This window comes from Saccharothrix sp. AJ9571, assembly GCF_021725495.1.
GTDB lineage: Bacteria > Actinomycetota > Actinomycetes > Mycobacteriales > Pseudonocardiaceae > Amycolatopsis > Amycolatopsis magusensis.
The window spans coordinates 4978722-5003778 of record NZ_CP091382.1 but is presented as its reverse complement, the minus strand read 5'-3'; the positions used below and the strand labels follow the sequence as shown (position 1 = coordinate 5003778).

Sequence of the window (25057 nt, the reverse complement as noted above, 5' to 3'; positions counted from 1 at the left end):
CCCCGACAATTACGCGCGAGGGAGGCCCAGCAGTCGCTCGGCGGCCACGTTCCGGAGCACCTGGGTGGTGCCGCCGGCGATGCTCAGGCAGCGCGAGACCAGGAACTCGTACTGCGCTTCCTTCACCGATTCCCCTTGCGGGCCAACGACTTCGAGCGCGGTCTCGGCGACCTCCTGCCGGTGCCGCACGCCGATCAGCTTGCGCACGCTGGATTCCGGACCGGGATCCTGTCCCGCCAGCGTCCGCAACGTACCGCGCAGCCCCAGCAACGACCCGGCCGAACCGTCCGCGATCAACGCGCCGAGGCGGTCCAGCAACAGCGGATCCGCGGTCCTGCCGCGCAGTTGCCGGACGAGCCGTTCGACGCCCTCCCCCACCAACGTGCCCGAGCCCATCGCGACCCGTTCGTTGGCCAACGTGGTGCGCGCGAGCCTCCAGCCGCCGTTGACCTCGCCGACGACCTGTTCGTCCGGCACGAAGACGTCTTCGAGGAACACCTCGTTGAACCGTGCCTCACCGGTGATCTCCCGCAACGGCCGGATTTCGATGCCTTCCGCGTGCATGTCGACCAGGAAATAGGTGATGCCGCGGTGCTGCGGTGCTTCCGGATCGGTGCGCGCCAGGCAGATTCCCCAGTCCGCCCGGTCGGCCAGCGAGGTCCACACCTTCTGCCCGGAGATCCGCCAGCCGCCGTCGACCCGAATCGCCTTGGTGCGCAAGGAAGCCAGGTCCGATCCGGCGCCGGGTTCGCTGAACAACTGGCACCACGTGATCTCACCGCGCAGGGTCGGCCCGACGTACTTTTCCCGCTGCGCGTCCGTGCCGTGTTCCAGGATGGTCGGCGCCGCCCACGCGCCGACGATCAGCTCCGGCCGGGTGACCCCGGCGCGATCCAGTTCGGCGTCGATGACCAGTTGACGGGCCGCGGACGCACCGAGGCCGTACGGCTCCGGCCAATGTGGAGTGAGCAGCCCGGTCTCGGCCAGCTTCCGGCGCTGTTCGGCAAGAGGCAGCGCGGCGATTTCCTCGGCCAGCGCCCGTATTTCGGGATCGCTCGCGGTGGCGGTGTCGCCGCCACGGCGGACCCCGCCGAGCGCGAGTTCGGCCGCGCGACGCCGCCAGTACGCGCCACCGCCGAACACCTGGCGCAGGGTGACCGCGCGCCGTAGGTAGAGGTGGGCGTCGTGTTCCCAGGTGAAGCCGATGCCGCCGAGCACCTGGATGCAGTCCTTCGCGTTCTCCACCGCGGCGTCGAGGGCGAACCCGGCAGCGGTCGCGGCGGTGAACTCCTGCTGGTCGGCGTCGGGCTCGTCGGCCGCGCGCGCGGCGTCCCACGCCAGCGCGGCGGTGGCCTCGGCGCGGCAGAGCATCTCCGCGCACAGGTGCTTGATCGCCTGGAACGAGCCGATGGGACGGCCGAACTGCTCGCGGACCTTGGCGTAGTCGACGGCCGTGCGCAGACACCATTGGGCGATCCCGGCGGCCTCGGCGCAGGCCAAGGTGGCCGCGAGTGCCCGGACGTCACCCGATGCGGGGATGAAGGCGTCGGCGGGCACGACGACATCGGTGAGCCGGATCGTGCCGAGCGAGCGGGACAGGTCCATCGAGTCGACGGCGATGACCTCCACCCCGGCGGACCCCGGCGGCAGCACGAACCACTGGTCACCGGCGTGGAGCAACAGGTGAGCGGCCGGATCGGCGTCCAGCACGGGCCCGGTGTCGCCGCTGACCAGCAACGATCCATCGGGGCCGGGTCGCGCTCCGAGCGAGGTCCAGGCGACGGCCGCAGTGGCCGAGCCGTCGGTCAGCGCGGGCACGAGTTCCTTGGCCGCGGGGGTGTCCGGGGCCCGGCCCAGCAGCAACGCGGCGAGCAGGCTGCTGAACACCGGGCCCGGCACCAGCGCTTCGGCGGTGATTTCGAGGCCGGAGGCCGCGTCCACCACCCCGGCTCCGGCGCCGTCCAGCGCTTCCGGCACGGCCACCGAGAACAGGCCGATGCGCCCCAGCGCCACGAGACAGCCGTCGAAGCCCTGATCACCGCGGAGGAGTTCCACCGGCCGGTCATCCGCGGCCCACGCGCGGATCGAGTCGGCCAGTGCCCGCTGCTCCTCGGTGATGGCGATCGGCACGGTTACCTCCACGTCCTCGAACCCACACGAACCAACCCGGTCCATAAATAGAACGTGTTTCACTTTAGGTCGTCAAGCCCCCTGGTTTGAACCACCCGTCAGGTTAGGTACCCTTCAGGGACAAACTGGAACAAGTTTCGACCGGACCGGGGGACCGCCCGATGAGCAAGCAGAAGGCCCCCATGGGCACGCTGAACGGGGACGAGCTGGGCTCGGCCGCCCAGCGCGACCGTCGCAAACGGATCGTCGACGCCACGCTGGCACTGGCGTCCAAGGGCGGGTACGACGCCGTACAGATGCGAGCCGTCGCCGAACGCGCCGATGTGGCGCTCGGCACCCTCTACCGGTACTTCCCGTCGAAGATCCACCTGCTGGTTTCCGGGCTGGCCAGGGAGTTCGAACGCGCGCAGGAGAAGCTGCAGCGCGGCGCCATCCCCGGCGACTCCCCCACCGAGCGGCTGTTGTTCGTGCTGGGGCGCAACACCCGGCTGATGCAGCGCGACCCGCACCTGACCGAGGCGATGGTGCGCGCGTTCATGTTCGCCGACACCACCGCGGCCACCGAGGTCGAGCACGTCGGACGGCTGATGGAGAACATGTTCGCCACCGCGATGGGCATCGACGACCCGACCGAGGCGGACCGGGACATCTTCCACGTGATCGCCGACGTCTGGATGGCGAACCTGGTCGCCTGGGTGACCCGGCGGGCCTCGGCCGCGGACGTGGCGAACCGGCTGGAACTCTCGGTCCACCTGCTCCTGGACAAGTGAGCTAAGGCCGGTAGAAGCCGATCAGCTGGGCGAGGTGCCTGCCCGCGTCCAGCAGCGGCTGCTCGCTCTTCGACACCTGAGCGGACAGCTCGGCGCCTTCCAGCGCGCTGACCACCGTGGTGGCCAGCGCGCTGGCGTCGCTCTCCGCGATGCCCGCGCCGCGGAGCTTGTCGTACACCAGGTCCTGCCAGTGCGCGAAGGCGGCGGCAGCGGCCTCCTGGATGCCGGTTTCGCGATCGGCCGCGCCCAGCGCGGTCGTGGCGACCGGGCAGCCGTCGACCCAGCCGGACTCCTTCAACCCGGCGCCGAGCGCGACAGCGCAGGCGGCCACGGCTTCGGCCGGGTCTTCGTGGTCCGCGAAGACCTCCCGCAGCATGTCCGCGAACTCCTGGTCGCCGTGCTGGACCGCGGCCACCGCCAGTTCCCGCTTCCCGCCGGGGAAGAAGTGGTAGACCGAGCCCAGCGTGGCCTCCGCCTCCCGGGAAATCTGCTTGAGGCCGGTGCCGTCGTAGCCTTGCCGCTGCATCAGCCGTGACGTGGCCAGAACGATGCGCTCGCGGGTACCCGGCGACTTGGTCTCCATCCGGCCATCCTATCGGATAGAACGTTCGTTTTAGAGCTGTGCTACCTTGCGCCCGGAATAGAACGTTCGTTTTAGGAGGAGTCGACGTGCAGCAGCAAGCAGTGACCGTGCTCGGCCTCGGCCCGATGGGACAGGCGATGGCGAACGTGTTCCTCGCTCACGGGTACGAGGTCACCGTGTGGAACCGGACTCCGGAGAGGGCCGATGATCTCGTGGCGAAGGGCGCCATCCGGGCGCCCACGGTCGGCGAAGCGGTGAAGGCGGGTGACCTGACCATCCTCAGCTTGACCGACTACGCCGCTGTGTACGCGCTCCTCGAGCAGGCGAAGGACGAACTCGGCGGCCGGACCTTCGTCAACCTGAGTTCGGCCACCCCTGCCGAGGCTCGCCGGGCCACGAGCTGGCTGGCGGCCTTGGGGGCCGCGCACCTCACCGGCGGCGTGCTCACCCCACCGTCCGGCATCGGCACACCTGGTCCGGTGACGTTGTACAGCGGCTCACGCGAGGTGCTCGACGCGCATCGGGCGACGTTGGAGTTGCTGACGGGCATCGACTACCGGGGCGAGGACCCGGGCTTGGCGGCGCTGTACTACCAGCTCGAAATCAGCATGTTCTGGACCGCGCTGCTCGGCTACGTGCACGCGACCGCGATGGCGCGGGCCAACGGCATTTCCGCGACGGAGTTCGCGAAAACCGCATCGAAGACCCACGCCGGAATGACGGAATTCTTCGAGTTCTACGCACCGCGAATCGACGCGGGCGATCACTCCGGCGACGTGGACCGGCTGTCCATGAGCGCCGCGAGCATCGAGCACGTCGTGCGCACGGCCGGGGACTCGGGGGTGGACGCCACGTTGCCCACCGCGATGCTGGAGATCGTCCGCCGCGGGATCGCCGACGGCCACGCCGGCGACAGCTTCACCAGTCTGATCGAGACGTTCCGGCGCTGAAGCGGGATACGGCCCGAGAGCCGCCGAACGCTATGAGTGGGGCATTACTTGCAATGAACGCAAGTAATGCCCCACTCATAGCACTCAGGTCATGGCACTCAGGCGTGCAGCTTCGGCAGGACGTCCCGGCCGAACACCTCGATCCACTCCTTCTGGTTCCGGCCCACGTTGTGCACGTAGATCCGGTTGAACCCGGCGTCGACGAACTTCTGCAGCGAGGCGCGGTGCACGTCCGGGTCGGACGAGATGACCATCCGGCCCTCGAAGTCCTCCGGGCGCACCAGCTTCGCCATCTGCTCGAAGTCGAACGGCGAGCGCACGTCGGCCTTCGGGAACTTCATGCCGCCGTTGGGCCACTGCTCCATCGCGTTGCTCAGCGCCTCCTCTTCGGTCGACGCCCACGACAGGTGGACCTGCAGCAGCTTCGGCATCGCGTCCGGGTCCTTGCCCGCTTTCTTCGCGCCCTTGCCGAAGTTGTCCAGGATGCCTGCCAGCTTCTCCAGCGACGCGCCCGGCGTGATCAGGCCGTCGGCCAGCTCACCGGTCTTGCGGGAGGTGTACGGCCCGGCCGAGGCGATGTAGATCGGCGGCGGCGCGTCCGGCAGGGTCCACAGCCGTGTGGTGTGCAGCTTGAAGAACTCCCCGCTGTGCTTGACATCCTGCCCGCTGAACAGCTTCTTGATGATTTCCAGCGCCTCGAACATCCGGCGCACCCGCTCGGGCGCCTCCGGCCAGTAGCCGCCGATGATGTGCTCGTTGAGCGACTCACCGGAGCCGATGCCCAGCCAGGTCCGCCCCGGGTAGGTGGCCTCCAGCGTCGCCGCGGCCTGCGCCACGATCGCCGGGTGCAGCCGGAAGGACGGGCAGGTCACGCCCGGCCCGAGGTCGCCGGTGGTGTTCTCGGCCAGCGACGCCAGCACGCTCCACACGAACGAGGCCTCGCCCTGCGCCGGTACCCACGGCTGGAAATGGTCGGCGGCCATCTGCCCGGAGAACCCGTGCTGCTCGGCCAGCGCGGCCAGCTCGATGGATTCCCGCGGCGAGAACTGCTCCAGCGCCGCCGCGATTCCGATCTGGACTTCACTCACGAACTATTACCCCTTCTCACCCGTGGTCTCGCTTGGCCAACCTACTCCGCTCACCGGAATCCGCCCGCGAAGCGCGCGAACTCGTCGAGTTTGCGCAGCGACTCCGCTTCCGGCAGCGTCGGCAGCAGGAAGGTCAGCCGGTCGACCCCGGCTTCGGCCAGCGCGGCCGCTTCGCCGGCGTCGGCCCGCGCGCCGAAGATGGTCATCGGCACGTTTTCGCGGCCCTGTTCGGCCAGCCAGCTCTTCACCCGGCGGATCTCCTCCGGTGTGGTGCCCGGGCGCGGCAGCCAGGCGTCGCCGTACTTCGCCAGCCGGTTCAGCGCGGCCTCGCTCTCGCCGCCGATGTAGATCGGCGGGTGCGGCTCTTGCACCGGCTTCGGCCACGAGAACACCGGGTCGAAGTCGACGAACTTGCCGTGGAACTCGGCCTCTTCCTGAGTCCACAGCAATTTGAGGGCCTGGAGTTGCTCGTCCAGCAGCGCGCCGCGGGTGCGCGGGTCGGTGCCGTGGTTGCGCATCTCCTCGCGGTTCCAGCCCACGCCGACCCCGAACAGCACGCGGCCGCCGGAGATCAGGTCGAGGCTGGCCACTTCCTTCGCGGTGTGGAACAGGTCGCGCTGGACGAGCAGGGCGACACCGGTGCCGAGCAGCAGGTTCGACGTGGTCTCGGCGATGGCGGCCAGTGTGACGAACGGATCGAGCGTGCGGTAGTAGATCCGGGGCAGGTCACCACCCGGCGGGTAGGGCGACTCCCGGCTCGCCGGGATGTGGGAGTGCTCGGCGAGGAAGAGCGAGTCGAACCCGCGCTCTTCCAGCGCCCGGCCGAGCACGCCGGGGCGGATGCCCTCGTCGGTCACGAACGTGGAGATACCGAAGTCCATGTTCGTGGCGAACCAGGGCCGCCCCGGCGGTTATTCCCGTCAGCGGGTCCGGGAGTGCTTCGGCGCCGAGATCGGCGCGGTGGGCGGCTCGGTGCGGGCGGTGCGGTCGGTCACCGGCTCGTGCTCGGCCGTCCGGTCGGTCAACCGGTGCTCGCCGGTGGTCTGGTCGGTCAACCGGTTGTCGTCGGTGGTCCGGTCGGTCAACCGGTTGTCGTCGGTGGTCCGGTCGGTCAACCGGTTCTCACCGGTGGTCCGGTCGGTCAACCGGTGCTCGCCGGTGGTCTCGGCCGGGGTCTCCCGGTCGTGCCCGTCGTCCAGCGGGATCTCGGTCTTGACCACCTTGCGCGCGGGCAGCACGGCCATGAGCAGGCCGAGCAGCGCCAGGCCGCCGTGCAGCCAGTTGTCCGCGACGTTGATGTGCAGCGGGTCACCCATGCCCGAGATCGGGTTGGTGGCGATCACGCCGGTGATCATCAGGCCCCAGACGAACACCGCGCCGTAGGCGATCAGCAGGATCCAGCCGTACATCCTGGCCAGCCCGGATGCGGTGGCCATCAGCACGCCGAGCAGGCCGCTGAGGATGTGCAGCACGTTGTGGAACGGGTTGATGGCGAAGCCGAGCAGGGTTCCGTGGGAGTGCCCGGCGAAGTCGCCGAAGCCGGTGCGGACCAGGCCGACCACACCGAACACCAGGAACGCCAGCCCGACCAGCCCGGCGAGTATCTGGACCGGCTGGAGGCCGGCCCGGTGCGGACGCAGGGTCTTCTCGGTCGTTGCGCGAGCCATGTCGTTTTCCCCTTCACGGAGTTGATGGGGACGATTACCCCGGGCATTCCGCCGACAAACCACTAGGGTGACGCCATGCCCGCCGATCTGGAGCTCCTCCGCCGCCTCGCGCTCGAAGAGCACGGCCTGGCCACCATTTCCACCGTTCGAGCGAACGGCACCGTCCACTCGTCCGTGGTCAACGCCGGGCTGATCGACGATCCGGTGAGCGGGGTGCCGTCGGTCGGCTTCGTCGCCCGCGGTGACTCGCTGAAGCTGCGGCTGCTGCGCACCGCCGGGCACGCCACCATCGTCTTCCGCCGCGGCTGGAACTGGGCGGGCGCGCAGGGCCAAGTGCGGATCATCGGCCCGGACGACGCCGAGCCCGGCTTCGACCCCGACGGCTTGCCCACGCTCCTGCGCGAGGTCTTCCGCGCGGCGACCGGCACGCACGACGACTGGGCCGAGTACGACCGCGTGATGGCCGCCGAGCGCCGGGCCGCGGTGTTCATCACCGCGGACCGGCTCACCGGCAACGGCTGAGCCGCTACACGTTACGGCGGTACTGCCCGCCCACCTCGAAGAACGCCTCGGTGATCTGGCCGAGCGAGCACACGCGCGCGGCGTCCATCAGCACGCCGAACAGGTTCTCGTCACCGCGGGTCGCGGCCTCCCGCAGGGTGCGCAGCGCTTCCGCGGCCTCGGTGGTGTGCCGCTGCTGGAAGTCCGCGAGCCGGCGCAGTTGCGACTCCTTCTCGTCCTCGGTCGCCCGCGCGAGTTCGACCTCGACCTCGTCCTCCTCCGGGTGCGGGTTCCGGAAGGTGTTCACGCCGATGATCGGCAGCGTGCCGTCGTGCTTGAGCCGCTCGTACAGGATCGACTCGTCCTGGATGCGGCCGCGCTGGTAGCCGGTCTCCATCGCGCCGAGCACGCCGCCGCGCTCGGAGATTCGGTCGAACTCGGCCAGCACGGCCTCCTCGACCAGGTCGGTCAGCTCGTCGATGATGAACGCGCCCTGCAGCGGGTTCTCGTTCTTCGACAGGCCCCATTCCTTGTTGATGATCATCTGGATGGCCATCGCGCGGCGCACCGAACTCTCCGACGGCGTGGTGATCGCCTCGTCGAACGCGTTGGTGTGCAAGGAGTTCGCGTTGTCGTAGAGCGCGCACAGCGCCTGCAGCGTGGTGCGGATGTCGTTGAAGCTCATCTCCTGCGCGTGCAGCGACCGGCCCGAGGTCTGCACGTGGTACTTGAGCTTCTGCGAGCGTTCGTTCGCGCCGTAGCGCTCGCGCATGGCCACCGCCCAGATCCGCCGCGCCACCCGGCCGAGCACCGAGTACTCCGCGTCCATGCCGTTGGAGAAGAAGAACGACAGGTTCGGCGCGAAGTCGTCGATGTCCATGCCGCGCGCCAGGTACGACTCGACGTAGGTGAAGCCGTTGGACAGGGTGAAGGCCAGCTGCGAGATGGGGTTCGCGCCCGCCTCGGCGATGTGGTAGCCGGAGATGGACACCGAGTAGAAGTTCCGCACCCCGTGCTCGATGAACCACTCCTGGATGTCGGCCATCATGCGCAGGCTGAACTCGGTGGAGAAGATGCAGGTGTTCTGCCCCTGGTCCTCCTTGAGGATGTCGGCCTGCACGGTGCCGCGGACGTTGCGCAGCGCCCACTCCCGCAGCTCGGCGGCCTCCGCTTCGGACGGTTCGCGGCCGTGCTCGGCCTTGAACGCCTCCACCCGCTGGTCGATCGCGGTGTTCAGGAAGAACGCCAGGATCGTCGGCGCCGGGCCGTTGATCGTCATCGACACCGAGGTGTTCGGCGCGGTGAGGTCGAAGCCGTCGTAGAGCGCCCGCATGTCCTCCAGCGTCGCGATCGACACACCCGAGGTGCCGACCTTGCCGTAGATGTCGGGGCGGGTGTCCGGGTCGTGCCCGTACAGCGTCACCGAGTCGAATGCGGTGGACAGGCGCTTGGCCTCGGAGTCCGACGACAGGTACTTGAACCGGCGGTTGGTGCGGAACGCGTCGCCCTCCCCCGCGAACATGCGGGCCGGGTCCTCACCCTCGCGCTTGAACGGGAAAACGCCCGCGGTGTAGGGGAAGTAGCCGGGCAGGTGCTCGCGGCGGAGGAACGAGAGCAGCTCGCCGGTCTCGGTGTAGCGCGGCAGCGCCACGCGCGGGATCCGGCTGCCGGACAGGGTCTCGCGCCAGAGCTGGGTGCGCAGCTCCTTGTCGCGGATCTTCACCACCAGCTCGTCGGCGCGGTAGGACTCGGCCAGCCCGGCCCAGTCCTCCAGCAGGCGGCGGATGTCGGCGTCGACCTCGGCGGCCGCCCGCTCGGCCAGCTTCTCCACCGCGGCCACGTCGTCCCCGGCCTCGGCGAGCGCCTCGCGCGCGGTCTCCAGGTGCTCACGCCGGCGCACCGCCGCGACCTGGTCGATCGTGCGCTGGTGGTAGCCGCGCACGGCGTCGGCGATGTCGGACAGGTAGCGGGCCCGCGAGGACGGGATGATCGTGCTGGCGTCGGTCGACACCTTGCCTTCGACCCGCGGCAGCACCCCGGCCGAGACGGACAGGCCCTTCTCCGCCAGCGCGTCGCGCAGGTGCTGGTACAGCGCGGTGACGCCGTCGTCGTTGAACTTCGCCGCCGAGGTGCCGAAGACCGGCATGTCCTCGGGCGCGGAACCGAAGGCCTCGCGGTTGCGCACCAGCTGGCGCGCCACGTCGCGGCGGGCGTCCTCGGCCCCGCGGCGCTCGAACTTGTTGATCGCGACCGCGTCGGCGAAGTCGAGCATGTCGATCTTCTCCAGCTGCGACGCGGCGCCGAACTCCGGCGTCATCACATACAGCGAGTGGTCCACGTGGTCGACGATGCCCGCATCACCCTGGCCGATCCCGGGGGTCTCCACGATCACCAGGTCGTAGCCCGCCGCCTTGCAGGCCAGCACCGACTCGTCCAGCCCGGCGGGGATCTCACCGCTGGTGGTGCGGGTGGCCAGGGAGCGGAAGAACACCGGCGAGCCGTCCAGGCAGTTCATCCGGATCCGGTCACCGAGCAGCGCGCCGCCGCCACGCCGCCGCGACGGGTCCACCGCGAGCACCGCGATGCGCAGCTTGTCCTCCTGGTCCAGCCGGAACCGACGGATCAGCTCGTCGGTCAGCGAGGACTTGCCCGAACCACCCGTTCCGGTGATGCCGAGCACCGGCGCCTGCCGGGACTTGGCGGCCTCGGTGATCGCGGTGAGGTGGTCCTGCGGCAGCGTGCCCAGCTGCAGCCGGGTGATCGCCCTCGCCAGCTCGGGTACGTCCCCGGAGAGCAGCTTCTCGACCGATCCGGAGCCGTTCTCGGACAGGTCCGTGTCGCACTCGCGGATCATCAGGTTGATCATGCCGGGCAGGCCGAGCCGCTGGCCGTCCTCCGGCGAGAAGATCCTGGCCACCCCGCGCGAGTGCAGCAGGTCGATCTCCTCGCGCACGATCACGCCGCCGCCACCGCCGTAGACCCGGATGTGCCCGGCCCCGCGCTCGTTGAGCAGCTCCACCAGGTAGCTGAAGTACTCGACGTGCCCGCCCTGGTAGGCGCTGATGGCCACGCCCTGCACGTCCTCGGAGATGGCCGCGGTGACCACCTCGTCCACCGATCGGTTGTGCCCGAGGTGCACCACTTCGGCGCCCTGCGACTGCAGGATCCGCCGCATGATGTTGATCGAGGCGTCGTGTCCGTCGAACAGGCTGGACGCGGTCACGAACCGGACGGGGTGCGCGGGCTGGTGCAGCTCGGTGCTCATCCCTTCAAAATACTTGGACTTCCTACTATTTTGAAGGCCACCACCATCGTGTGAGCAGACTCACCAGACTTTCTACCGCGCGCCGGCCGTCACCCCGCCGCGACGGGCCAGCCACTGGCGCATGGCGTACTCCACCATGGTGATCAGGGTCTGCTTGGTGGACTCGCGGTCGCGCGCGTCGCACTGGACGATCGGGATGCTCGGATCGATCGAGAGCGCCTCGCGCACGTCCTCGACGTCGTGGAGCAGTTCCCCGTCGAAGCAGTTCAGCCCGATGATGTAGGGCAGACCGCGGTCCTCGAAGAAGTCGACCGGCGCGAACGAGTCGGCCAGGCGGCGCGTGTCGGCCAGCACCACCGCGCCGATGGCACCGCGCACCAGGTCGTCCCACATGAACCAGAAGCGCTGCTGCCCCGGCGTGCCGAACAGGTACAGGATCAGGTCCGAGTCCAGCGAGACGCGGCCGAAGTCCATCGCCACCGTGGTGGTGGCCTTGTTCGGGGTCGCCCGCAGGTCGTCGACACCGGCACTGGCCTCGGTCATCATCGCTTCGGTGGTGAGCGGCACGATCTCCGACACCGACCCGACGAAGGTCGTCTTGCCGGCGGCGAAACCACCGGCGACCACGATCTTCGCCGAGGTCATGGTGCCCGGTGCGCTCTCCCGCGGAGCCTCAAAGCCGACGGAGTCCACTCAAAACCCTTTCCATCAAGATCAGATGTGCCTCGTCGTTGTCGCTGCCGGAGGCCGTCTTGTGCACGATGACCAGGCCGGCGTCCGCGGCATCACTGATCAGGACCCTGGCCACACCCAGCGGCACCCGCAACGCCGAGGCGATCTCCGCGACGGAACGGGGGGTCCGGCATTCTTCCACGATCGAGGTCTGCTCGATCTGTTCGGGCACGAAGGAGGTGGCCTCCTCCGCGTTCGTGGAGATCAGCGTCTCCAGTTCGAGGACGCGGTTCGCCTTCGTGCGCCCGCCGGTCAGCGCGTACGGGCGGACGATGGCGGTCTCTTCGAGCGCCGACGGCGGCTCGGGCACGGGTGGCGGCCGGTAGGCGGGCGCGCTGTGGTGACCGTGGCGCTGGGACCCGGTGTCGAACAGCGCGTTGTGCGGCGCGAGGATGTCGGCGACCGGCGCCGGCGGGGGCGTCATCGGGTCCCCCCGCGTTTCAGCCGTCGGTGCGTCGGGTGACTGAGCATGAGCATGACCGTCCTTGTCCTTCTTGCGCTTACGACGTCCACGACCGGAATCCAGGGTGAAGCCGTTGAGGACGTCGGCGAAGGTGCCGTCGTCCCGCTGCTCCCGCCCGTGAGCCGGTCCCGTGCTCATCGGGTCATCATCCCACCGGTTCGCCGATCAGCGAACCGCCCGCTCCCTGCAGCTGGGCGCGGAGCTCCGGGGTGAGGATCTGGCCGACCCGGTCGACCAGCATGGTCATCTCGTAGGCGACCTGGCCGATGTCGCAGTTCGGTGCGGCGAGCACGGCGAGGCAGGAACCGTCGCTGATGGACATCAGCACCATGATGCCGAGTTCCATCTCCACCACGGTCTCGTTGACCGCGCCCGCCTCGAAGCAGCGCGCCGCGCCCTGGGTCAGGCTGACCAGGCCGGAGGCCACGGCGGCGAGCTGGTCGGCCCGGTCCAGCGGCAGCCGGTTCGACGCGGTCAGCAGCAGTCCGTCGGCCGAGACCACCACGGCGTGCGCGACCCCGGGGACCCGCTCGGCGAAGTCGTTGACCAGCCACCCGAACTGGTTGGGCTGGCCCGAACTAGGGGAAGTCATTCACCCTCCACTTTCTCTGTTTTCCCGTCCGCGGCGGCCTGAGCGTTGTGGTGCCGCCCGCGGCGGACGCCCTGCTGGAAACTGCTCAACCGGCCGCGCACATCATGCGGGTCACGACCCGGCCGCGGTAGGGCGGCCGGGGTAGCGGGTGCGGCGCTGCCGGGCACCAGGTGCTCACCACGCCGCCGGCGGGGCAGTCCCGCCGCGGTGAAACTGGAGGGTGTCGCCTCGGCGACCGCCTGCGCGGCCTGCCACCCCTCGTCGGTGCCGAAACCCTTGTACTCCTCGGTGGCCGCGTCAGCGAACAGCTCGGCGGCCCTGGTGTCCACTCCGGACCGCGCGGCCTTCGGCTTGCGCATGGGCAGGGCGGTGGCGGACTTGGCGGGCTGGACGTGTTCATCGTCCTTCACCGGCTTCGCGGCCGCCTCGGCCTTCAACGCCTTCAGGATCTGGGCGGCTTCCTGCGCCCTCGTCGCCTGGGCGAGCTCGTCGGCTTCGCTCGACTTCGGGACGCGCCTGGCCCGCGCGGGCTTGGGCTGGGGAACTCCTTCATCCGGTATCGCGGTCTGGGCGGACGGCGTCGGGCGCTTCGCCCTCGTCGTCCTGGTGGGCTGAGCTTCCTCGGGCTTCGCGGGTTCCGGGGCCAACGCCGCGTTCTGCGACTTCGGGGCCTCCCCGGTCGACTCGGCCTTTTCGCTCTCCGCGGCCTTCTCCGCCGCTGTGGCCTTCCCGGTCGCTGTGGCCTTCCCGGTCGCTGTGGCCTTCCCGGTCGCTGTGGCGTTTTCGCCCGCCGCGGCCTTCTCCGTGGAAGCGGGCTTCTCGGTCACCGCGGACTTCTCGGTGGCCGCGGAACTCCCGGTGGCCGCAGCCTTCCTGGTCGCCGGAACGTTCTCGGTCGCCACGGACTCGCCGGTCGCCGCAGTCTTCTCGATCGCCGCAGATTTGCCGGGGACCGCAGACTTGCCGGGCACCGCGGGGGCGCCAGGCGCTGCGGGGTTGCCAGGCGCCGCAGACTCCCCGGGCATCGCGGGCTTCTCGGTCGCCGCAGACTTGCCGGACGCCGCGGGAGTGGCGGTCGCCGCCGAGTTTTCGGCCGTCGCGGGAGTGGCGGGGCTGGGCTTCACCGGGGTGGGGCGCGTGGGGTCCGGGGCGGGCGCCGGGCCCAAGGGGACCTGGGCGATGGCGGGCACCTCGCTCGAGTCCGCCAGCTTCCCGGTTTCCTTCCGGCCACGGGTCACGCCCTGCTGGAAGCTGCTCAGCCGCCCGCGCACGTTCGCCGGGTCGCGCACCGGCAGGTCGGTGCCCTTGGCGACCGGCGCCGGGCTGGACGCGGCGGCACTGCCGGGCAGCAGCTTCTCCCCGCGCCGCCGCCGGGGCAGGCCGGCCGCGGTGAAGCTCGACGGCTCCGTCTTGGCCGCTGCTTCGACGGCTCGCCAGCTTTCGTCCGACGGGAAGTTCCAGTCCGGCCCGGCTTCGGCTTCCGCGCGCGGTTCCGGCTTGGCTTCGGCCGGAGCCGCCTCCGTCTCGGCTTCCGGTTCGCTCTTGCGGAACCACGCCGAGAGCATCGCGTCGAAGATCGGCGTGTTTTCCGACTCCTCCGGCTCCGGCGCGGGCCGCGGTTCCGGCGGCACCGCCGCCGCCCACCAGTCGCTGAGCACGCCGCTGCTGCTGCCGGTGTCCGAACTGGACACGAACAGCGCCTTGCCGCTCGGCAGCGTGGCTTCGACCTCTCTTTCCGGAGGCTTCGGCTTCGAGGTCAGCGGCGCGGCTTCCAGCTCGGGCCGCGGTTCCGGCTCGGCCGCCGGTTCCACGTGCGGGGTGACCGGGCTGAACAACGCGGTACCGGAGATTTCCGCCGACGACGCCTTCGGCACCTCTTCCCCGCTCAGCCGCCGTTCCAGCGCACTGCCCTGGGCGGGCGCGGGCACCGGCAGGATGCCGGACCGGCTGGTGCCGTTGGGCTTCCGGCGCGGAAGCGCACCGGCGGACAGGCTGGTGGACGGACTGGTGGACGGGCTGGCCGCGGGCGCGGACCGCGGTTCGAGGCGCGGGCGCGTGCCGGCGCCGGGCACCGCCTCCATCACCAGTTCCGAAGGGACGGTCACCGTCGCGCGGACGCCGACGATGTCACGGCCACCGTGCAGCAGCACGCCGATGCCGTGCCGCCCGGCCAGCCTGCCGACCACGAACAGGCCCATCCGGCGCGAGGTCGCCAGGTCGATCGAACCGGCCTCGGTCAGCCGCGCGTTGGCTTCGGCGACCTCGGCCTCGTTCATCCCGATGCCCTTGTCCAGGATGTCCACCGAGAGCACGCGGTCCTCCGACAACCGGGTCGCCACGGTCACCTGGGTTTCCGGCGCGGAGAACGCGGTGGCGTTGTCGAGCAGCTCGGCGATCAGGCGCATCAGGTCGCTCGCCGCGTACCCGACCACCCTGGCGGGGGGCGGCGGCTGCACGACCACCCGCTGGTACTGCTCGATCTCCGAGACCGCCGCGCGCAGCATGTCCGTTGTGGACACCGGCTGCCCGGAACGCCGCGCCGGTTCGGCACCGGAGAGCACCATCAGGTTCTCGTTGTTGCGGCGCATGCGGGTGGCGAGGTGGTCGAGCTGGAACAGCGTGGCGAGCTGGTCGGCGTCCTCCTCGTCGCGCTCGAGCCGCTCGATCAGCTGGAGCTGGCGCTGCACCAGGCTCTGGCTGCGCCGGGACAGGTTGACGAACACGCTGCTGTAGCCGGTCCGCATCGCCGCCTGCTCGACCGCGAGCCGCAGCGCCTGGCTGTGCACCGCGTCGAACGCGCGGGCCACCTCGCCGACCTCGTCCTTCACCGTCACCGGAACGGGTTGCACGTCGGTGCTCTGCGGGCGGCCGTCCTGGATGTTCTCCACCGCCGCGGGCAGCTGCCGCTCGGCGATGTCCAGCGCGCTGGCCCGCAGTACCCGCAGCGAACGCAGCAGCTGCCGGGTGATCAGGAAGACCACGGCCGCGGCCAGCACCAGCGCGCCGAACAGCAGCACGGTGAGCACCCCGGCGCCGGTGCTGGCCTGGTCGGCCAGGTTCGCCGACACGGTGCCGAGCTGACCGCCGATCCGGGCGCTGACCTCGGAAAGCCGGCTGCCGACGGCGGTGGAGCTGTCGGTCCACTGCTGCGCCGAGGTCTCCCGCAGCGCTTCCTCCGGCGACCGGCCCTGGTCGCCGAGCGCGGTCCGGACCAGCGTGTCGCGGGTTTCGAAGCTGGGCCCCGCGACCGTGGTGTCGAAGTCCTGGCGCTGGTCCTGCGAGGCGGCGGCGCGGAAGTCGGCGAGCCGGTCGGCGAGGCGCACCTCGGTGGTGCGCAACAGGTTCAGCTCGGCGGGCGAGAGCGTGCGGCGGGCGATGCCGTAGCTCACCAGCGCCTGCGCCAGCGACACCTCCTCCTTGGCCACCATCAGGTCGTGCAGGGCGGTCGGCGTGCCCCCGATCGCGTCGTCGCTGATGCCCGCGGTGAGCGCGGTGTCCAGCTTGAGCAGGCCGGTGGCGACGGTGGTGTACTCGGTGATCGCCTGGGCGGGCTCGAGCCCGCCGGAGTCCACCTGCTCACGGATCTGACGCAGCCGCGAGAGCTGGTCGTCGGCTTCCCTGGCCGCGCTGACCACGCCCGGGTCGAGCGCGGTGGCCCGCTCGATCGCCGAGTCCAGGCCGGGCAGGGAACCGTCGGTACGCGTGCGGAGCTCGTTCAGCTCCGGCGAGTCCTGCGCCGTGGTCTGCACCAGGAGTTCGGCGGTGCGCACCCGCTCGGCCTGCAGGTTTTCCAGCGTGGTGCGGATTTCCCCGCCGAGTGAGACCAGCCGGTCCATCCGCTGGTAGCTGCTCGAGCGCTCGACCTGGCCGCCGATGGTCAGCACCCCGAGCACGATCGCGAGGAGGATCGGCACCAGCGTCACCGCGCTGAGCTTGACCGGCAGGTTCCAGTCGCGCCAGCGGGCCAGCGAGCGCCACCTCGGCGGCCGCCGGGGCGGCCTGCCGAGCAGCTTTCCAACAGGCACTTGGCCTTCTCCTGCACCGGTCACGAAAGTGACTCCCTGTTCGCCATCGTCGAGCACGTCGATCCACCGCCGGCGTGCGGCCACCGGCTTCGCTCAAGCGCTGCGGCTCGTGCATCGCCCCGGGCGGATGCACGGCACGACGCAACATGCCATCTGCACGTGCACGGGGACAACAGCAGCACCCAATCGATCACAAAAGTCAGCGTGGTGCCGGAATCGTACACCAATAGTGTGATTGTTCGATCGGCTCAGCAAACACGTACTGACCTGCAAAAATGGTGATCGGGACGACCCGGTGGCCGAGGCGGCCGCACCCGGACGGGCGGCGGCGCCAATTCCGGTTACACACCCGCGCCTTTCCCCGAACGACATGTCACCCACATAGCCCATCACCCGCCGTCACCACCGCCGAACTCATACCTACCGTGCCACTGGGACCGGACTTGAGCTGCAATTTATCCCCGAAGATGTGGTGTTGACCCTGGTTCAACGGAAGTCGAAAGCTTCTTTCCAGCCGCTGTCGCGAATGGAGAATCATTCCCGGCGCGCGGCGGGTGCCACCGCGCCCGCGGTACACACAACCACGGTCACCTGTGGTGATCCAGCCGGGTGACACTAATCCGGAACAGTGCGCGGATGCCGCAGCTCAGCCGGAAAAAGGGGACGGTCTGTCACCGGCGGGCTCACTGATTCGTGTGACGGCGACCATTCTTTTGCGCTTTCCCGGGGCGGCAAAGATCATTTCTTGGGCTCACCCGATTCAGCTCGGTCGCCTTACGGACGTAAATTCCGCGTGGCTACGATGACCGCCGCCCCCGCTCGTGTAGGAGGAACGATGCCGGAGCTCCCCGACGAGCCCCACGCCAGGAACCCCCCAGGCGCCCCAGGTGCCCTGGACGACACCGGGCAGCTCCCGATCATGTTCGGCGGCCCCGGTCCCTCGCTGCTGCGCGGCACGCAGGCCGCCCCGGCGGGCCCGGACTACGAGGCGATCCAGCGCAGCCCGGAGTTCACCGGCCTGCGCTCACGGCTGCGGCGGTTCATCTTCCCGATGAGCCTGCTCTTCTTCGCCTGGTACCTGGTGTTCGTGCTGCTCGCGGCCTACGCCCACGGGTTCATGAGCACCCCCGTCATCGGCGAGGTCAACGTGGCGATGCTGTTCGGCCTCGCCCAGTTCGCCTCCACCGTGCTGATCACCGGCGCCTACGTGCGCTTCGCCCACCGGCGGCTGGACCCGCGGGTGGCCGCGCTCCGGCGGGGCCTCGGCCGGTGACCGCGCTCGCCGCCCCCTCCAGCGAGAGCGACCCGGTGGTCAACATCACGGTCTTCGCGCTGTTCGTCGCCATCACCCTCTACGTGGTCTACCGCGCCAGCAGTCGCACGTCGTCCACTTCGGACTACTACGCCGCGGGCAGCGCCTTCACCGGACGGCAGAACGGCATCGCTCTTTCGGGTGATTTTCTGTCCGCCGCCTCGTTCCTCGGCATCGCCGGGGCCATCGCGATCCACGGCTACGACGGCTTCCTCTACTCGATCGGGTTCCTCGTCGCCTGGCTGGTGGACCTGCTGCTGATCGCCGAACTCCTGCGCAACACCGGCCGCTTCACCCTGGGCGACGTGCTCAGCTTCCGGATGCGCCAGCGCCCGGTGCGGGCCGCCGCGGCCACCTCCACGCTGGTGATCTCGCTGTTCTACATGCTCGCGCAGATGGCGGGCGCCGGCGGGCTGATCGCGCTGCTGCTCGACATCGACAGCGGGTTCGGCCAGGCGCTGGTGATCGGCGTGGTCGGCGTGGTGATGGTGCTCTACGTGCTGATCGGCGGCATGAAGGGCACCACGTGGGTGCAGATCATCAAGGCCGCGGTGCTGATACTGACCGTGGCGCTGATGACGGTGTTCCTGTTCGGCAAGTTCGGCTTCAGCTTCTCGGACCTGCTGGCCGCGGCCGCCGACAACAGCCCGATGGGCGACCGGCTGCTCGAACCGGGCGGGCTCTACGGCGCCACCGGCACCAGCAAGCTCGACTTCGTCTCGCTGTCGGTCGCGCTGATCCTCGGCGCGGCCGCCCTGCCGCACGTGCTGATGCGCTTCTACACCGTGCCCAACTCGAAGGAAGCACGCCGGTCGGTGGTCTGGGCGACCGCCTGCATGCTGGTCTTCTACCTCTGCACGCTGGTGCTCGGCTTCGGCGCGGCGGCGCTGGTCGACGCGGACGAGATCCTCGGCGCCCCCGGCGGCGAGAACTCGGCGGCCCCGCTGCTCGCCCTGCACATCGGCGGCACGCTGCTGCTCGGCGTGGTGGCCGCGGTGGCGTTCGCCACCATCCTGGCCGTGGTCGCCGGGCTGACCATCACCGCGTCGGCCTCGTTCGCGCACGACGTCTACGCGAACATCTTCAAGCGGGGCAAGGCCGAGCCCGCCCAGGAGGTGCGGGTGGCGCGGATCACCGCGGTGGTGGTCGGCGCGCTCGCCATCGCCGGCGGCATCCTGGCCAACGGGCAGAACGTGGCCTTCCTGGTCGCGCTGGCCTTCGCGGTGGCGGCCTCGGCGAACCTGTCCACCCTGCTGTACTCGCTGTTCTGGAAGCGGTTCAACACCACCGGCACGCTGTGGGCCATCTACGGCGGGCTGGGCGCCTGCCTGGTGCTCGTGGTGTTCTCGCCGGTGGTCTCCGGCGCGCCGGACTCGCTGTTCCCGCGGGCGGACTTCAGCTGGTTCCCGCTGAAGAACCCGGGCCTGGTGTCCATCCCGTTCTCCTTCCTCTGCGGGTTCGCCGGCGCGTTGCTCGGCAGCAAGGCCGATCCGCGCAAGCAGGCCGAGATGGAGGTCCGCTCGATCACCGGCATCGGCAGCTGACCTACCCTCGATCGGGTGAGCACTGATCGAATCCGCGAGTTCCTGGAGCGCGCGGACCCGCCGACACCCTGCCTGGTGGTCGACGTCGACGTGGTGCGTGCCCGGTACCGCGAGCTCTCCGGCTCGTTCGAGGGCGTCGCGCTGTACTACGCGGTCAAGGCGAATCCGGAACCCGCCGTGGTGCGGGCGCTGGTCGAAGCCGGGTCGCGCTTCGACGTGGCGAGCCCGGCGGAGATCGAACTGTGCCTGGGGTGTGGCGCGCGGCCGGAGTCGCTGTCCTACGGCAACACGATCAAGAAGCCCGCCGACATCGCCGACGCCTACGCGGCCGGTGTGCGGGACTACGTCTTCGACGCCGAGGAAGACCTGGAGAACCTCGCCCGCCACGCGCCCGGCTCGTCGGTGTCGGTGCGGATCCTGGTGGACGGCCCGGCCTCGGTCACCCCGTTCGGCCGGAAGTTCGGCTGCGAGCCGGAACTGGCGCTCATCCTGCTCGAACGGGCCGCTGACCTGGGCCTCGACGCGGCCGGAGTGGCCTTCCACGTGGGTTCGCAGCAGTTGGACCCACTCGCCTGGGACGCCGGGATCGCGGCCGCGGCGAAGATCGCCGCCGAGGTCCCCGTGCGCCGGCTCAACCTCGGTGGCGGGCTCGGCACCACCTATCGCGAGAGCGCGCCGGGCGTGGCGGAGTACGCGGCCTCCATCTCCGGCTCGCTGCGGCGCCACTTCCCGTCCGGCGTGCCGGAGCTGCTGATGGAACCGGGACGGGCGCTGGTGGCCACCGCCGGGCTGCTCCGGACCGAGGTGGTGCTGACCGCCCGCAAGTCCACTGTGGATCCCCTGCGCTGGGTCTACCTCGACGCGGGCCGGTACAACGGGCTCGCCGAGACGGAGAACGAGGCCATCGCGTACCGGCTGGAGCCGGTCGGCGAGCACGCGGGCGAAACGGGTCCGGTGATACTGGCGGGGCCGACCTGCGACGGTGACGACGTGCTCTACCAGCGCACCCCGTACCGGCTGCCGCTGTCCCTGCGTGGTGGTGACCGGCTGGACATCCTCGACGCCGGTGCGTACACCGCGAGCTACTCCTCGGTGGCCTTCAACGGGATCCCGCCGCTGCGCACGTATTGTCTGGGAACGGGGGTGGACGATGACGGCTGAAGTGGGCCTGTTCGCGGGCAGGCACGTCCTGGCCGAACTGCACGAGGTGGATCCGGCGCTGCTGGACGACGCGGCGTTCCTGCGGGCCACGCTGCGCGAGGTGATGGAGTCGGCCGGCGCGACCGTGGTCGGGTTGCAGGACCACCGGTTCGAACCGCAGGGGGTGACCGTGCTGGCGATGCTCGCCGAGTCGCACGCCTCCGTCCACACCTACCCGGAACTCGGCGCGATGTTCGTCGACGTGTTCACCTGCGGGGAGCGTGCCGATCCGGAACTGGCCGTGCGATTGCTCGCCGAAGCACTGGGTACGCGGTCGGTCATCTCGTCCACTGTCGCCCGCGGGCACCGCGTGGTGCTGCCGCACAACAACATCGGGAGCTGAAGTGCCCAACATCGTCGAGCCGGTGGGCGCCGGGCTGACCAGGGTGTGGGAACTGGACGAGGTGCTGCTCGACACCCGCACCGCCTACCAGCACCTGGTGATCGCGCGGACCGCGCAGGGCGTCTCGCTCTTCTGCGACGACGAGCGGCAGAGCACCGAGGCCAGTCAGCTCGTCTACCACGAAGCGCTGATGGTGCCGCCACTGCTGCTCGCCGACGGCCGTGAACGGGTGCTCGTGGTCGGTTCCAGTGAAGGCGTCGCCACGCAGATCGCGGTGGCGGCCGGTGCCTTCGTGGACCACGTCGACATCGACACCGAGGCGGTCCGGGCGTGCGCCACGCACCTGCCGTACGGGTACTCCCCCGCCGAACTCGCCGATGCCGAGAGCGGGACGGAAACCGAGCGGGTGTGGTACCAGGACGGCTGGTCGTTCCTCGCCGGGACCGAGCACCGCTACGACGTGGTGGTGATCGACCTGCCGGACGAGAACACCGATCCAGACGCGCAGCACAACCGCTTGTACAGCACCGACTTCCTGCGCCAGTGCACGCGCGTGCTGGCGCCCGGCGGGGTCGTGTGCTGCCAGGCGGGCTGCCCGACGCTCTGGCGCAACGAAACCCTGCTGGCGCTGTACCGCCGGTTCACCGAGGTCTTCGGCACCACCGTCTACTCCGGATCGGACGAGCACGAGTGGGCGTTCCTGTCCGGGCGTGCCGAGGTGCTGCCCGAGCCGGTGGCGACGATGACCGCACGACTGGAAAACCTGGCCTACCGTCCGTCCTCACTGGACGGAGAAACGCTGCGCGGCGGCACCGTGCCGCCGTACTCGGTGCGGCACTCAGGCCGGGCGTAGACCGCTGACCAGGATGTCGAGCAGGCGCTCGGCTTCCTCCGGGGTCGCGCGCTCGGTGGCCACGCACAGCCCGTGCCCGAGGCGCAGCAGGTCGAGCTTGGTGACCTCCGGGCGGACGTGGTCGACCGTGGGGCTGGCCGTGCTGCTCACCGTGTTCGGCGTGGTTTCGCGGAACACCGCCGGCGACCCGGCCCAGGTGCTCACGGCCGGGATGACCGCCGCCTTCACCGCCGCGGCGATCATCGCCACCGGCACGCTGCTGGTCGCGCTGACCTTCCGGCGGAAGGCGGTTACAGCTTCTCGCCCGCCTGCGTCTTCGCGGTGACCTTGCGCTCGACGAGGAAGGAGACGAACGGGACGCAGCCCGCGAGCAGCACGCCGACGACCGCCTTCCACGACCAGCGGGCCTTGATGGCCAGGTCGATGGTGAGCGCGGCGTAGACCATGAAGACGACGCCGTGGATCGGCGAGTAGACCGCCGACGGGCCGGGGTTGTCGAAGACGTAGCGCCAGATCATCACCACGACCAGGCCGAGCAGGCCGACGCCGGTGACGTAGGCGGCCACGCGGAACCGTGTCAGCGGCCCGCGCAGGTTCGCGGCGCGCTCGGTGTGGTCTTCGGTGCTCACCATCTGCTACTTCCTGCTTTCTTCGTCGCGTGCCGCCAGTTCGGCGAGGTACGCGTTGTACGCCGCCAGCTCGGCGTCCTCGGGGTCGGCCGGCTGCTCCCTCGACACGCGGGGTTCGGGCAGCCGGACCGGCTTCGGCTTCTCCGGCTCGGTGCGCTCTTCCGGGGGCGCGGCTTCGGCCCGCAGGCGGAGCTGGCGGATGCGCCAGAACATGAAGGCGGGGAACAGCCCGAACAACGGCCACTGCAGCACGTAACCCAGGTTCTGGAAGGTGCCGTTCGCCGAGGAGAACTTCTCCCACTGCCACCAGGCCAGCCCGCAGCAGAGCACCAGGCTCAGCAGGCACACCCCGGCGATCGCCAAACGCCGGGCGACGGGAGACGTGGCCATGCTCCGACGCTAGCACCCCCAGCCAGGTGACCCACCGCACACCCGATATGCCCGATTCCCGCCAGGTCACCCACACCACCCGCCCCGAACGTAGAACTCGCCTGCGCCAACGTGGGGTTCGGCTGCGCCAACGTGGAGTTCGGGTGCCTGAACGTGGGGTTCGGCTGCCTGAGTGTGGGGTTCGCGTGGGGGTGAGTTCTGCGTTCGTGCAGCCGAGTTCCACGTTCGGGTAGGCGAGTTCTACGTTCGGGTAGGCGAACTCCACGTTCGCGCGCGGGGGTCAGCCGGTGGTGAGGGTGCGGGCGGACTTGGCGAAGCCGTCCGCGAGGCCGAAGACCTTTTGCGCGTATTCGATCGAGTTGTTGTACGACATGATCCCGGCCCACCAGCCCTGCGCGGCGGACATGTCGCGCGAGCCGGCGCACAGGTAGCGGGCGGCGGCCAGGGCGGCGTCGTCGATCTGCTGGGGGTCGCCGACCCCGTCGCCGTTGCCGTCCGAGTTGTACTTCGCCCAGGTGCCCGGGATGAACTGCATCGGGCCGACCGCGCGGTCGTGCGTGGAGTCGCCGTCGAAACGGCCGCCGTCGGTGTCGCCGATGGCCTTGACGCCCGGCGAACCGTCCAGCGGCACCCCGATGATCGGCTTCGACGGCAGGCCGTCGGCACCGAGCACGGCACCGCCGTACTGGCCGTGGTTCGACTCGATCCGGCCGATGCCCGCCAGCGTGGCCCACGAGAGCTTGCAGCCGGGCAGTTCCGCCCGCGCCGCGAGTTCGGCGTTGCCGTAGGCCTGCAGCGCCCGCGCCGGGATGCCCATCACCGGCGCGGCCCGCTCGGACCAGCCCGCCAGCAGATCCCGGCCGGACCGCTGCTGCGGCTGCCCCTGCTGCTGCGCCCCGCCGACCGAGGCACCCACCGGTGCGAGCGTGCCCGGTTCGACCGGGGCGGCCTGCACCTGCAGCGCGGGGATCTCGGTGGTGACCGGACCGGCCTCGGGCACGCTGGCCGTGGCGACCACCCACACCCCGGCACCGGCCACCGCGAGCACCGCGGTCACGATTCCCGCTCGCCCGGCGACGGCCGTCGCCCTGGCCCGGACCTTGGTCAACTCGCGAACCCCTCCACCCACACCGTCTTCGTCAGGACAACGACTCGGCGCAGGCTAGCGTTACGCGCCCGGTGAAGAGGACGCGCCTCGCCAGGAGGGATGGCCAGGACGGACTTCAGCCGGCGTCGCGGCGCTGCCGGGCGAGCCGGGCCACGCACCACGCGGGCGCGCTGCCGCGGCGCAGGTGCTGCAGCACGGTCATCGGACCGAGCCGCTTGCCCAGGTCGGCCGGGGTGAGCCCGGCCGCGCGGTAGTCGAGGGCGCGCTGGTCGAGCGGGCTGAGCCCGGCGTCCCACCACTTCTCGGCTTCGGCCACCGGCCCGATCATCTGCCACCAACCGGCGGCGGCGCTGAGCAGGTCGACCGGCACCTCCGGCAGCCGGTCGCGCATGGCTTCCACGTAACCGGGGTCGGCCGCCTCCAAGGGCGCCCAGCCGGTCGAGCCGGTGCGAGCCCGCTGCCCGGGAATACCCGGCGGGGCCTGCGGCATGTCGGCGAGCCACGCCGACGCGATCCGGTCCGCTTCGCGTTCCTCGGCGCTCTGCTCACGCTCCGCGGCCCACTGCTGGATCAACGCGTCAACTCCGGGATCCCCGGTCATCCCTGCCTCCTTACCCATGCGCCGCGTTGGGTTCAGCCCGAGTCGAACAGAAAGGACTTTGTTCGAAACGAGGAACCGGACGCGGAACCATGAGAACCAGACGATCACGCAATGTGAGCACCGTAGGGGGACCGGACCCGCTTCCGCCAGTGTTTGCCGCGGATGAATCGGTCTACCAGTGCATTGAACGTCGATATCCACCCGGATGGTCGAGCGATCCGCCCGAATTCTGGGAATGGTGACTATGCGTGATTCCGGGCCATCCGGACACAGCACGGACCGGCCCGGCGGGCGCACCCGCGTGGCCGGCC

General features: G+C 70.2%; 23 protein-coding genes. 8 read left to right on the top strand and 15 right to left on the bottom strand.

Annotation, left to right across the window (positions count from 1 at the left end):
- Positions 1-9: 9 nt before the first annotated feature.
- Complete coding sequence (locus L3Q67_RS23065) at positions 10-2130, bottom strand: acyl-CoA dehydrogenase family protein (RefSeq protein WP_499183549.1); 2121 nt, start codon at positions 2128-2130, stop codon at positions 10-12.
- Positions 2131-2291: 161 nt separating this feature from the next.
- Here L3Q67_RS23065 and kstR point away from each other — a divergent pair, with 161 nt between their 5' ends.
- Positions 2292-2900, top strand: a complete 609-nt coding sequence (gene kstR, locus L3Q67_RS23060) for a cholesterol catabolism transcriptional regulator KstR (protein ID WP_209668772.1) — start codon at positions 2292-2294, stop codon at positions 2898-2900.
- A gap of 1 nt (position 2901) precedes the next feature.
- On the opposite strand, the gene L3Q67_RS23055 is transcribed toward kstR, so the two are convergent.
- Positions 2902-3483 (bottom strand): TetR/AcrR family transcriptional regulator, encoded by a 582-nt coding sequence (locus tag L3Q67_RS23055; protein ID WP_499183548.1) that lies wholly within the window; start codon positions 3481-3483, stop codon positions 2902-2904.
- A gap of 86 nt (positions 3484-3569) precedes the next feature.
- On the opposite strand from L3Q67_RS23055, the gene L3Q67_RS23050 reads away from it, so the two are divergent.
- Positions 3570-4433 (top strand): NAD(P)-dependent oxidoreductase, encoded by an 864-nt coding sequence (locus L3Q67_RS23050; protein WP_499183547.1) that lies wholly within the window; start codon positions 3570-3572, stop codon positions 4431-4433.
- Between the two features lie 98 nt (positions 4434-4531).
- Here L3Q67_RS23050 and L3Q67_RS23045 read toward each other — a convergent pair whose 3' ends face one another.
- From L3Q67_RS23045 to L3Q67_RS23035, 3 genes are read right to left on the bottom strand one after another with little or no spacing between them, the layout of a single operon-like run.
- Entirely contained in the window at positions 4532-5521 is a 990-nt protein-coding gene (locus L3Q67_RS23045) for a TIGR03557 family F420-dependent LLM class oxidoreductase (protein WP_395901491.1), read from the bottom strand.
- 50 nt (positions 5522-5571) lie between these two features.
- On the bottom strand, positions 5572-6402 hold the full coding sequence (locus L3Q67_RS23040; RefSeq protein WP_499183546.1) for an LLM class F420-dependent oxidoreductase: 831 nt from the start codon (positions 6400-6402) through the stop codon (positions 5572-5574).
- 39 nt (positions 6403-6441) lie between these two features.
- Entirely contained in the window at positions 6442-7188 is a 747-nt protein-coding gene (locus L3Q67_RS23035) for a DUF4383 domain-containing protein (RefSeq protein WP_499183545.1), read from the bottom strand.
- A gap of 75 nt (positions 7189-7263) precedes the next feature.
- Here L3Q67_RS23035 and L3Q67_RS23030 point away from each other — a divergent pair, with 75 nt between their 5' ends.
- Positions 7264-7710: a pyridoxamine 5'-phosphate oxidase family protein gene (locus tag L3Q67_RS23030; RefSeq protein WP_499183544.1), complete on the top strand. Its 447-nt coding sequence runs from the start codon at positions 7264-7266 to the stop codon at positions 7708-7710.
- Positions 7711-7714: 4 nt separating this feature from the next.
- On the opposite strand, the gene icmF is transcribed toward L3Q67_RS23030, so the two are convergent.
- The 5 genes from icmF to L3Q67_RS23005 all read right to left on the bottom strand — a co-directional run bounded on the left by icmF (position 7715) and on the right by L3Q67_RS23005 (position 16766).
- On the bottom strand, positions 7715-10954 hold the full coding sequence (gene icmF / locus L3Q67_RS23025; protein WP_499183543.1) for a fused isobutyryl-CoA mutase/GTPase IcmF: 3240 nt from the start codon (positions 10952-10954) through the stop codon (positions 7715-7717).
- Between the two features lie 72 nt (positions 10955-11026).
- Complete coding sequence (locus L3Q67_RS23020; RefSeq protein ID WP_499183542.1) at positions 11027-11647, bottom strand: GTP-binding protein; 621 nt, start codon at positions 11645-11647, stop codon at positions 11027-11029.
- Positions 11628-12287, bottom strand: a complete 660-nt coding sequence (locus tag L3Q67_RS23015) for a helix-turn-helix domain-containing protein (RefSeq protein ID WP_499183541.1) — start codon at positions 12285-12287, stop codon at positions 11628-11630. The genes L3Q67_RS23020 and L3Q67_RS23015 overlap by 20 nt, the downstream gene beginning before the upstream one ends.
- A gap of 7 nt (positions 12288-12294) precedes the next feature.
- Positions 12295-12741: a roadblock/LC7 domain-containing protein gene (locus L3Q67_RS23010; protein WP_209668781.1), complete on the bottom strand. Its 447-nt coding sequence runs from the start codon at positions 12739-12741 to the stop codon at positions 12295-12297.
- A complete protein-coding gene (locus tag L3Q67_RS23005; protein WP_499183540.1) occupies positions 12738-16766 on the bottom strand; it encodes a sensor histidine kinase in 4029 nt (1342 codons plus the stop codon). Before L3Q67_RS23005 ends, L3Q67_RS23010 begins: the two co-directional genes overlap by 4 nt.
- A gap of 835 nt (positions 16767-17601) precedes the next feature.
- Here L3Q67_RS23005 and L3Q67_RS23000 point away from each other — a divergent pair.
- The 5 genes from L3Q67_RS23000 to L3Q67_RS22980 are packed head-to-tail and all read left to right on the top strand — an operon-like array spanning position 17602 to position 22018.
- Positions 17602-18039: a DUF485 domain-containing protein gene (locus tag L3Q67_RS23000; RefSeq protein WP_499183539.1), complete on the top strand. Its 438-nt coding sequence runs from the start codon at positions 17602-17604 to the stop codon at positions 18037-18039.
- Positions 18036-19622 carry a solute symporter family protein gene (locus L3Q67_RS22995; RefSeq protein WP_499183538.1) on the top strand — a complete coding sequence of 529 codons (1587 nt, stop codon included), beginning with the start codon at positions 18036-18038 and terminating at the stop codon, positions 19620-19622. Before L3Q67_RS23000 ends, L3Q67_RS22995 begins: the two co-directional genes overlap by 4 nt.
- Positions 19623-19637: 15 nt before the next feature.
- Positions 19638-20783 (top strand): type III PLP-dependent enzyme, encoded by a 1146-nt coding sequence (locus L3Q67_RS22990; protein WP_499183537.1) that lies wholly within the window; start codon positions 19638-19640, stop codon positions 20781-20783.
- On the top strand, positions 20773-21165 hold the full coding sequence (gene speD / locus L3Q67_RS22985) for an S-adenosylmethionine decarboxylase family protein (protein WP_499183536.1): 393 nt from the start codon (positions 20773-20775) through the stop codon (positions 21163-21165). Before L3Q67_RS22990 ends, speD begins: the two co-directional genes overlap by 11 nt.
- Before the next feature lies 1 nt (position 21166).
- On the top strand, positions 21167-22018 hold the full coding sequence (locus tag L3Q67_RS22980; protein ID WP_499183535.1) for a spermidine synthase: 852 nt from the start codon (positions 21167-21169) through the stop codon (positions 22016-22018).
- Here the strand turns inward: L3Q67_RS22980 and L3Q67_RS22975 are convergent.
- From L3Q67_RS22975 to L3Q67_RS22955, 5 genes are all read right to left on the bottom strand, one after another.
- Positions 22004-22267, bottom strand: coding sequence for an SbtR family transcriptional regulator (locus L3Q67_RS22975; protein ID WP_499183534.1), 264 nt, complete (start codon positions 22265-22267; stop codon positions 22004-22006). The two genes, L3Q67_RS22980 and L3Q67_RS22975, sit on opposite strands and share 15 nt — an antisense overlap.
- A 41-nt stretch (positions 22268-22308) precedes the next feature.
- Positions 22309-22650, bottom strand: a complete 342-nt coding sequence (locus tag L3Q67_RS22970; protein ID WP_209668788.1) for a DUF3817 domain-containing protein — start codon at positions 22648-22650, stop codon at positions 22309-22311.
- A 3-nt stretch (positions 22651-22653) separates the two neighbouring features.
- Positions 22654-23037 (bottom strand): hypothetical protein, encoded by a 384-nt coding sequence (locus L3Q67_RS22965; RefSeq protein ID WP_499183533.1) that lies wholly within the window; start codon positions 23035-23037, stop codon positions 22654-22656.
- Positions 23038-23317: 280 nt separating this feature from the next.
- On the bottom strand, positions 23318-24145 hold the full coding sequence (locus L3Q67_RS22960) for a lytic transglycosylase domain-containing protein (protein ID WP_499183532.1): 828 nt from the start codon (positions 24143-24145) through the stop codon (positions 23318-23320).
- 115 nt (positions 24146-24260) lie between these two features.
- The gene (locus tag L3Q67_RS22955; protein ID WP_423582421.1) at positions 24261-24746 is read right to left on the bottom strand and encodes a helix-turn-helix transcriptional regulator; all 486 of its coding nucleotides are present in this window, start codon (positions 24744-24746) and stop codon (positions 24261-24263) included.
- Between the last annotated feature and the right edge of the window lie 311 nt (positions 24747-25057).

What these genes read in the sequence shown, in the direction of transcription:
- kstR (WP_209668772.1), top strand. Translation starts at nt 2,292, where the DNA reads ATGAGCAAGCAGAAGGCCCCCATGGGCACGCTGAACGGGGACGAGCTG.
- L3Q67_RS23055 (WP_499183548.1), bottom strand. Translation starts at nt 3,483, where the DNA reads ATGGAGACCAAGTCGCCGGGTACCCGCGAGCGCATCGTTCTGGCCACG.
- L3Q67_RS23040 (WP_499183546.1), bottom strand. Translation starts at nt 6,402, where the DNA reads ATGGACTTCGGTATCTCCACGTTCGTGACCGACGAGGGCATCCGCCCC.
- L3Q67_RS23035 (WP_499183545.1), bottom strand. Translation starts at nt 7,188, where the DNA reads ATGGCTCGCGCAACGACCGAGAAGACCCTGCGTCCGCACCGGGCCGGC.
- L3Q67_RS23030 (WP_499183544.1), top strand. Translation starts at nt 7,264, where the DNA reads ATGCCCGCCGATCTGGAGCTCCTCCGCCGCCTCGCGCTCGAAGAGCAC.
- icmF (WP_499183543.1), bottom strand. Translation starts at nt 10,954, where the DNA reads ATGAGCACCGAGCTGCACCAGCCCGCGCACCCCGTCCGGTTCGTGACC.
- L3Q67_RS23015 (WP_499183541.1), bottom strand. Translation starts at nt 12,287, where the DNA reads ATGAGCACGGGACCGGCTCACGGGCGGGAGCAGCGGGACGACGGCACC.
- L3Q67_RS23010 (WP_209668781.1), bottom strand. Translation starts at nt 12,741, where the DNA reads ATGACTTCCCCTAGTTCGGGCCAGCCCAACCAGTTCGGGTGGCTGGTC.
- L3Q67_RS23000 (WP_499183539.1), top strand. Translation starts at nt 17,602, where the DNA reads ATGCCGGAGCTCCCCGACGAGCCCCACGCCAGGAACCCCCCAGGCGCC.
- speD (WP_499183536.1), top strand. Translation starts at nt 20,773, where the DNA reads ATGACGGCTGAAGTGGGCCTGTTCGCGGGCAGGCACGTCCTGGCCGAA.
- L3Q67_RS22970 (WP_209668788.1), bottom strand. Translation starts at nt 22,650, where the DNA reads ATGGTGAGCACCGAAGACCACACCGAGCGCGCCGCGAACCTGCGCGGG.
- L3Q67_RS22965 (WP_499183533.1), bottom strand. Translation starts at nt 23,037, where the DNA reads ATGGCCACGTCTCCCGTCGCCCGGCGTTTGGCGATCGCCGGGGTGTGC.
- L3Q67_RS22955 (WP_423582421.1), bottom strand. Translation starts at nt 24,746, where the DNA reads ATGACCGGGGATCCCGGAGTTGACGCGTTGATCCAGCAGTGGGCCGCG.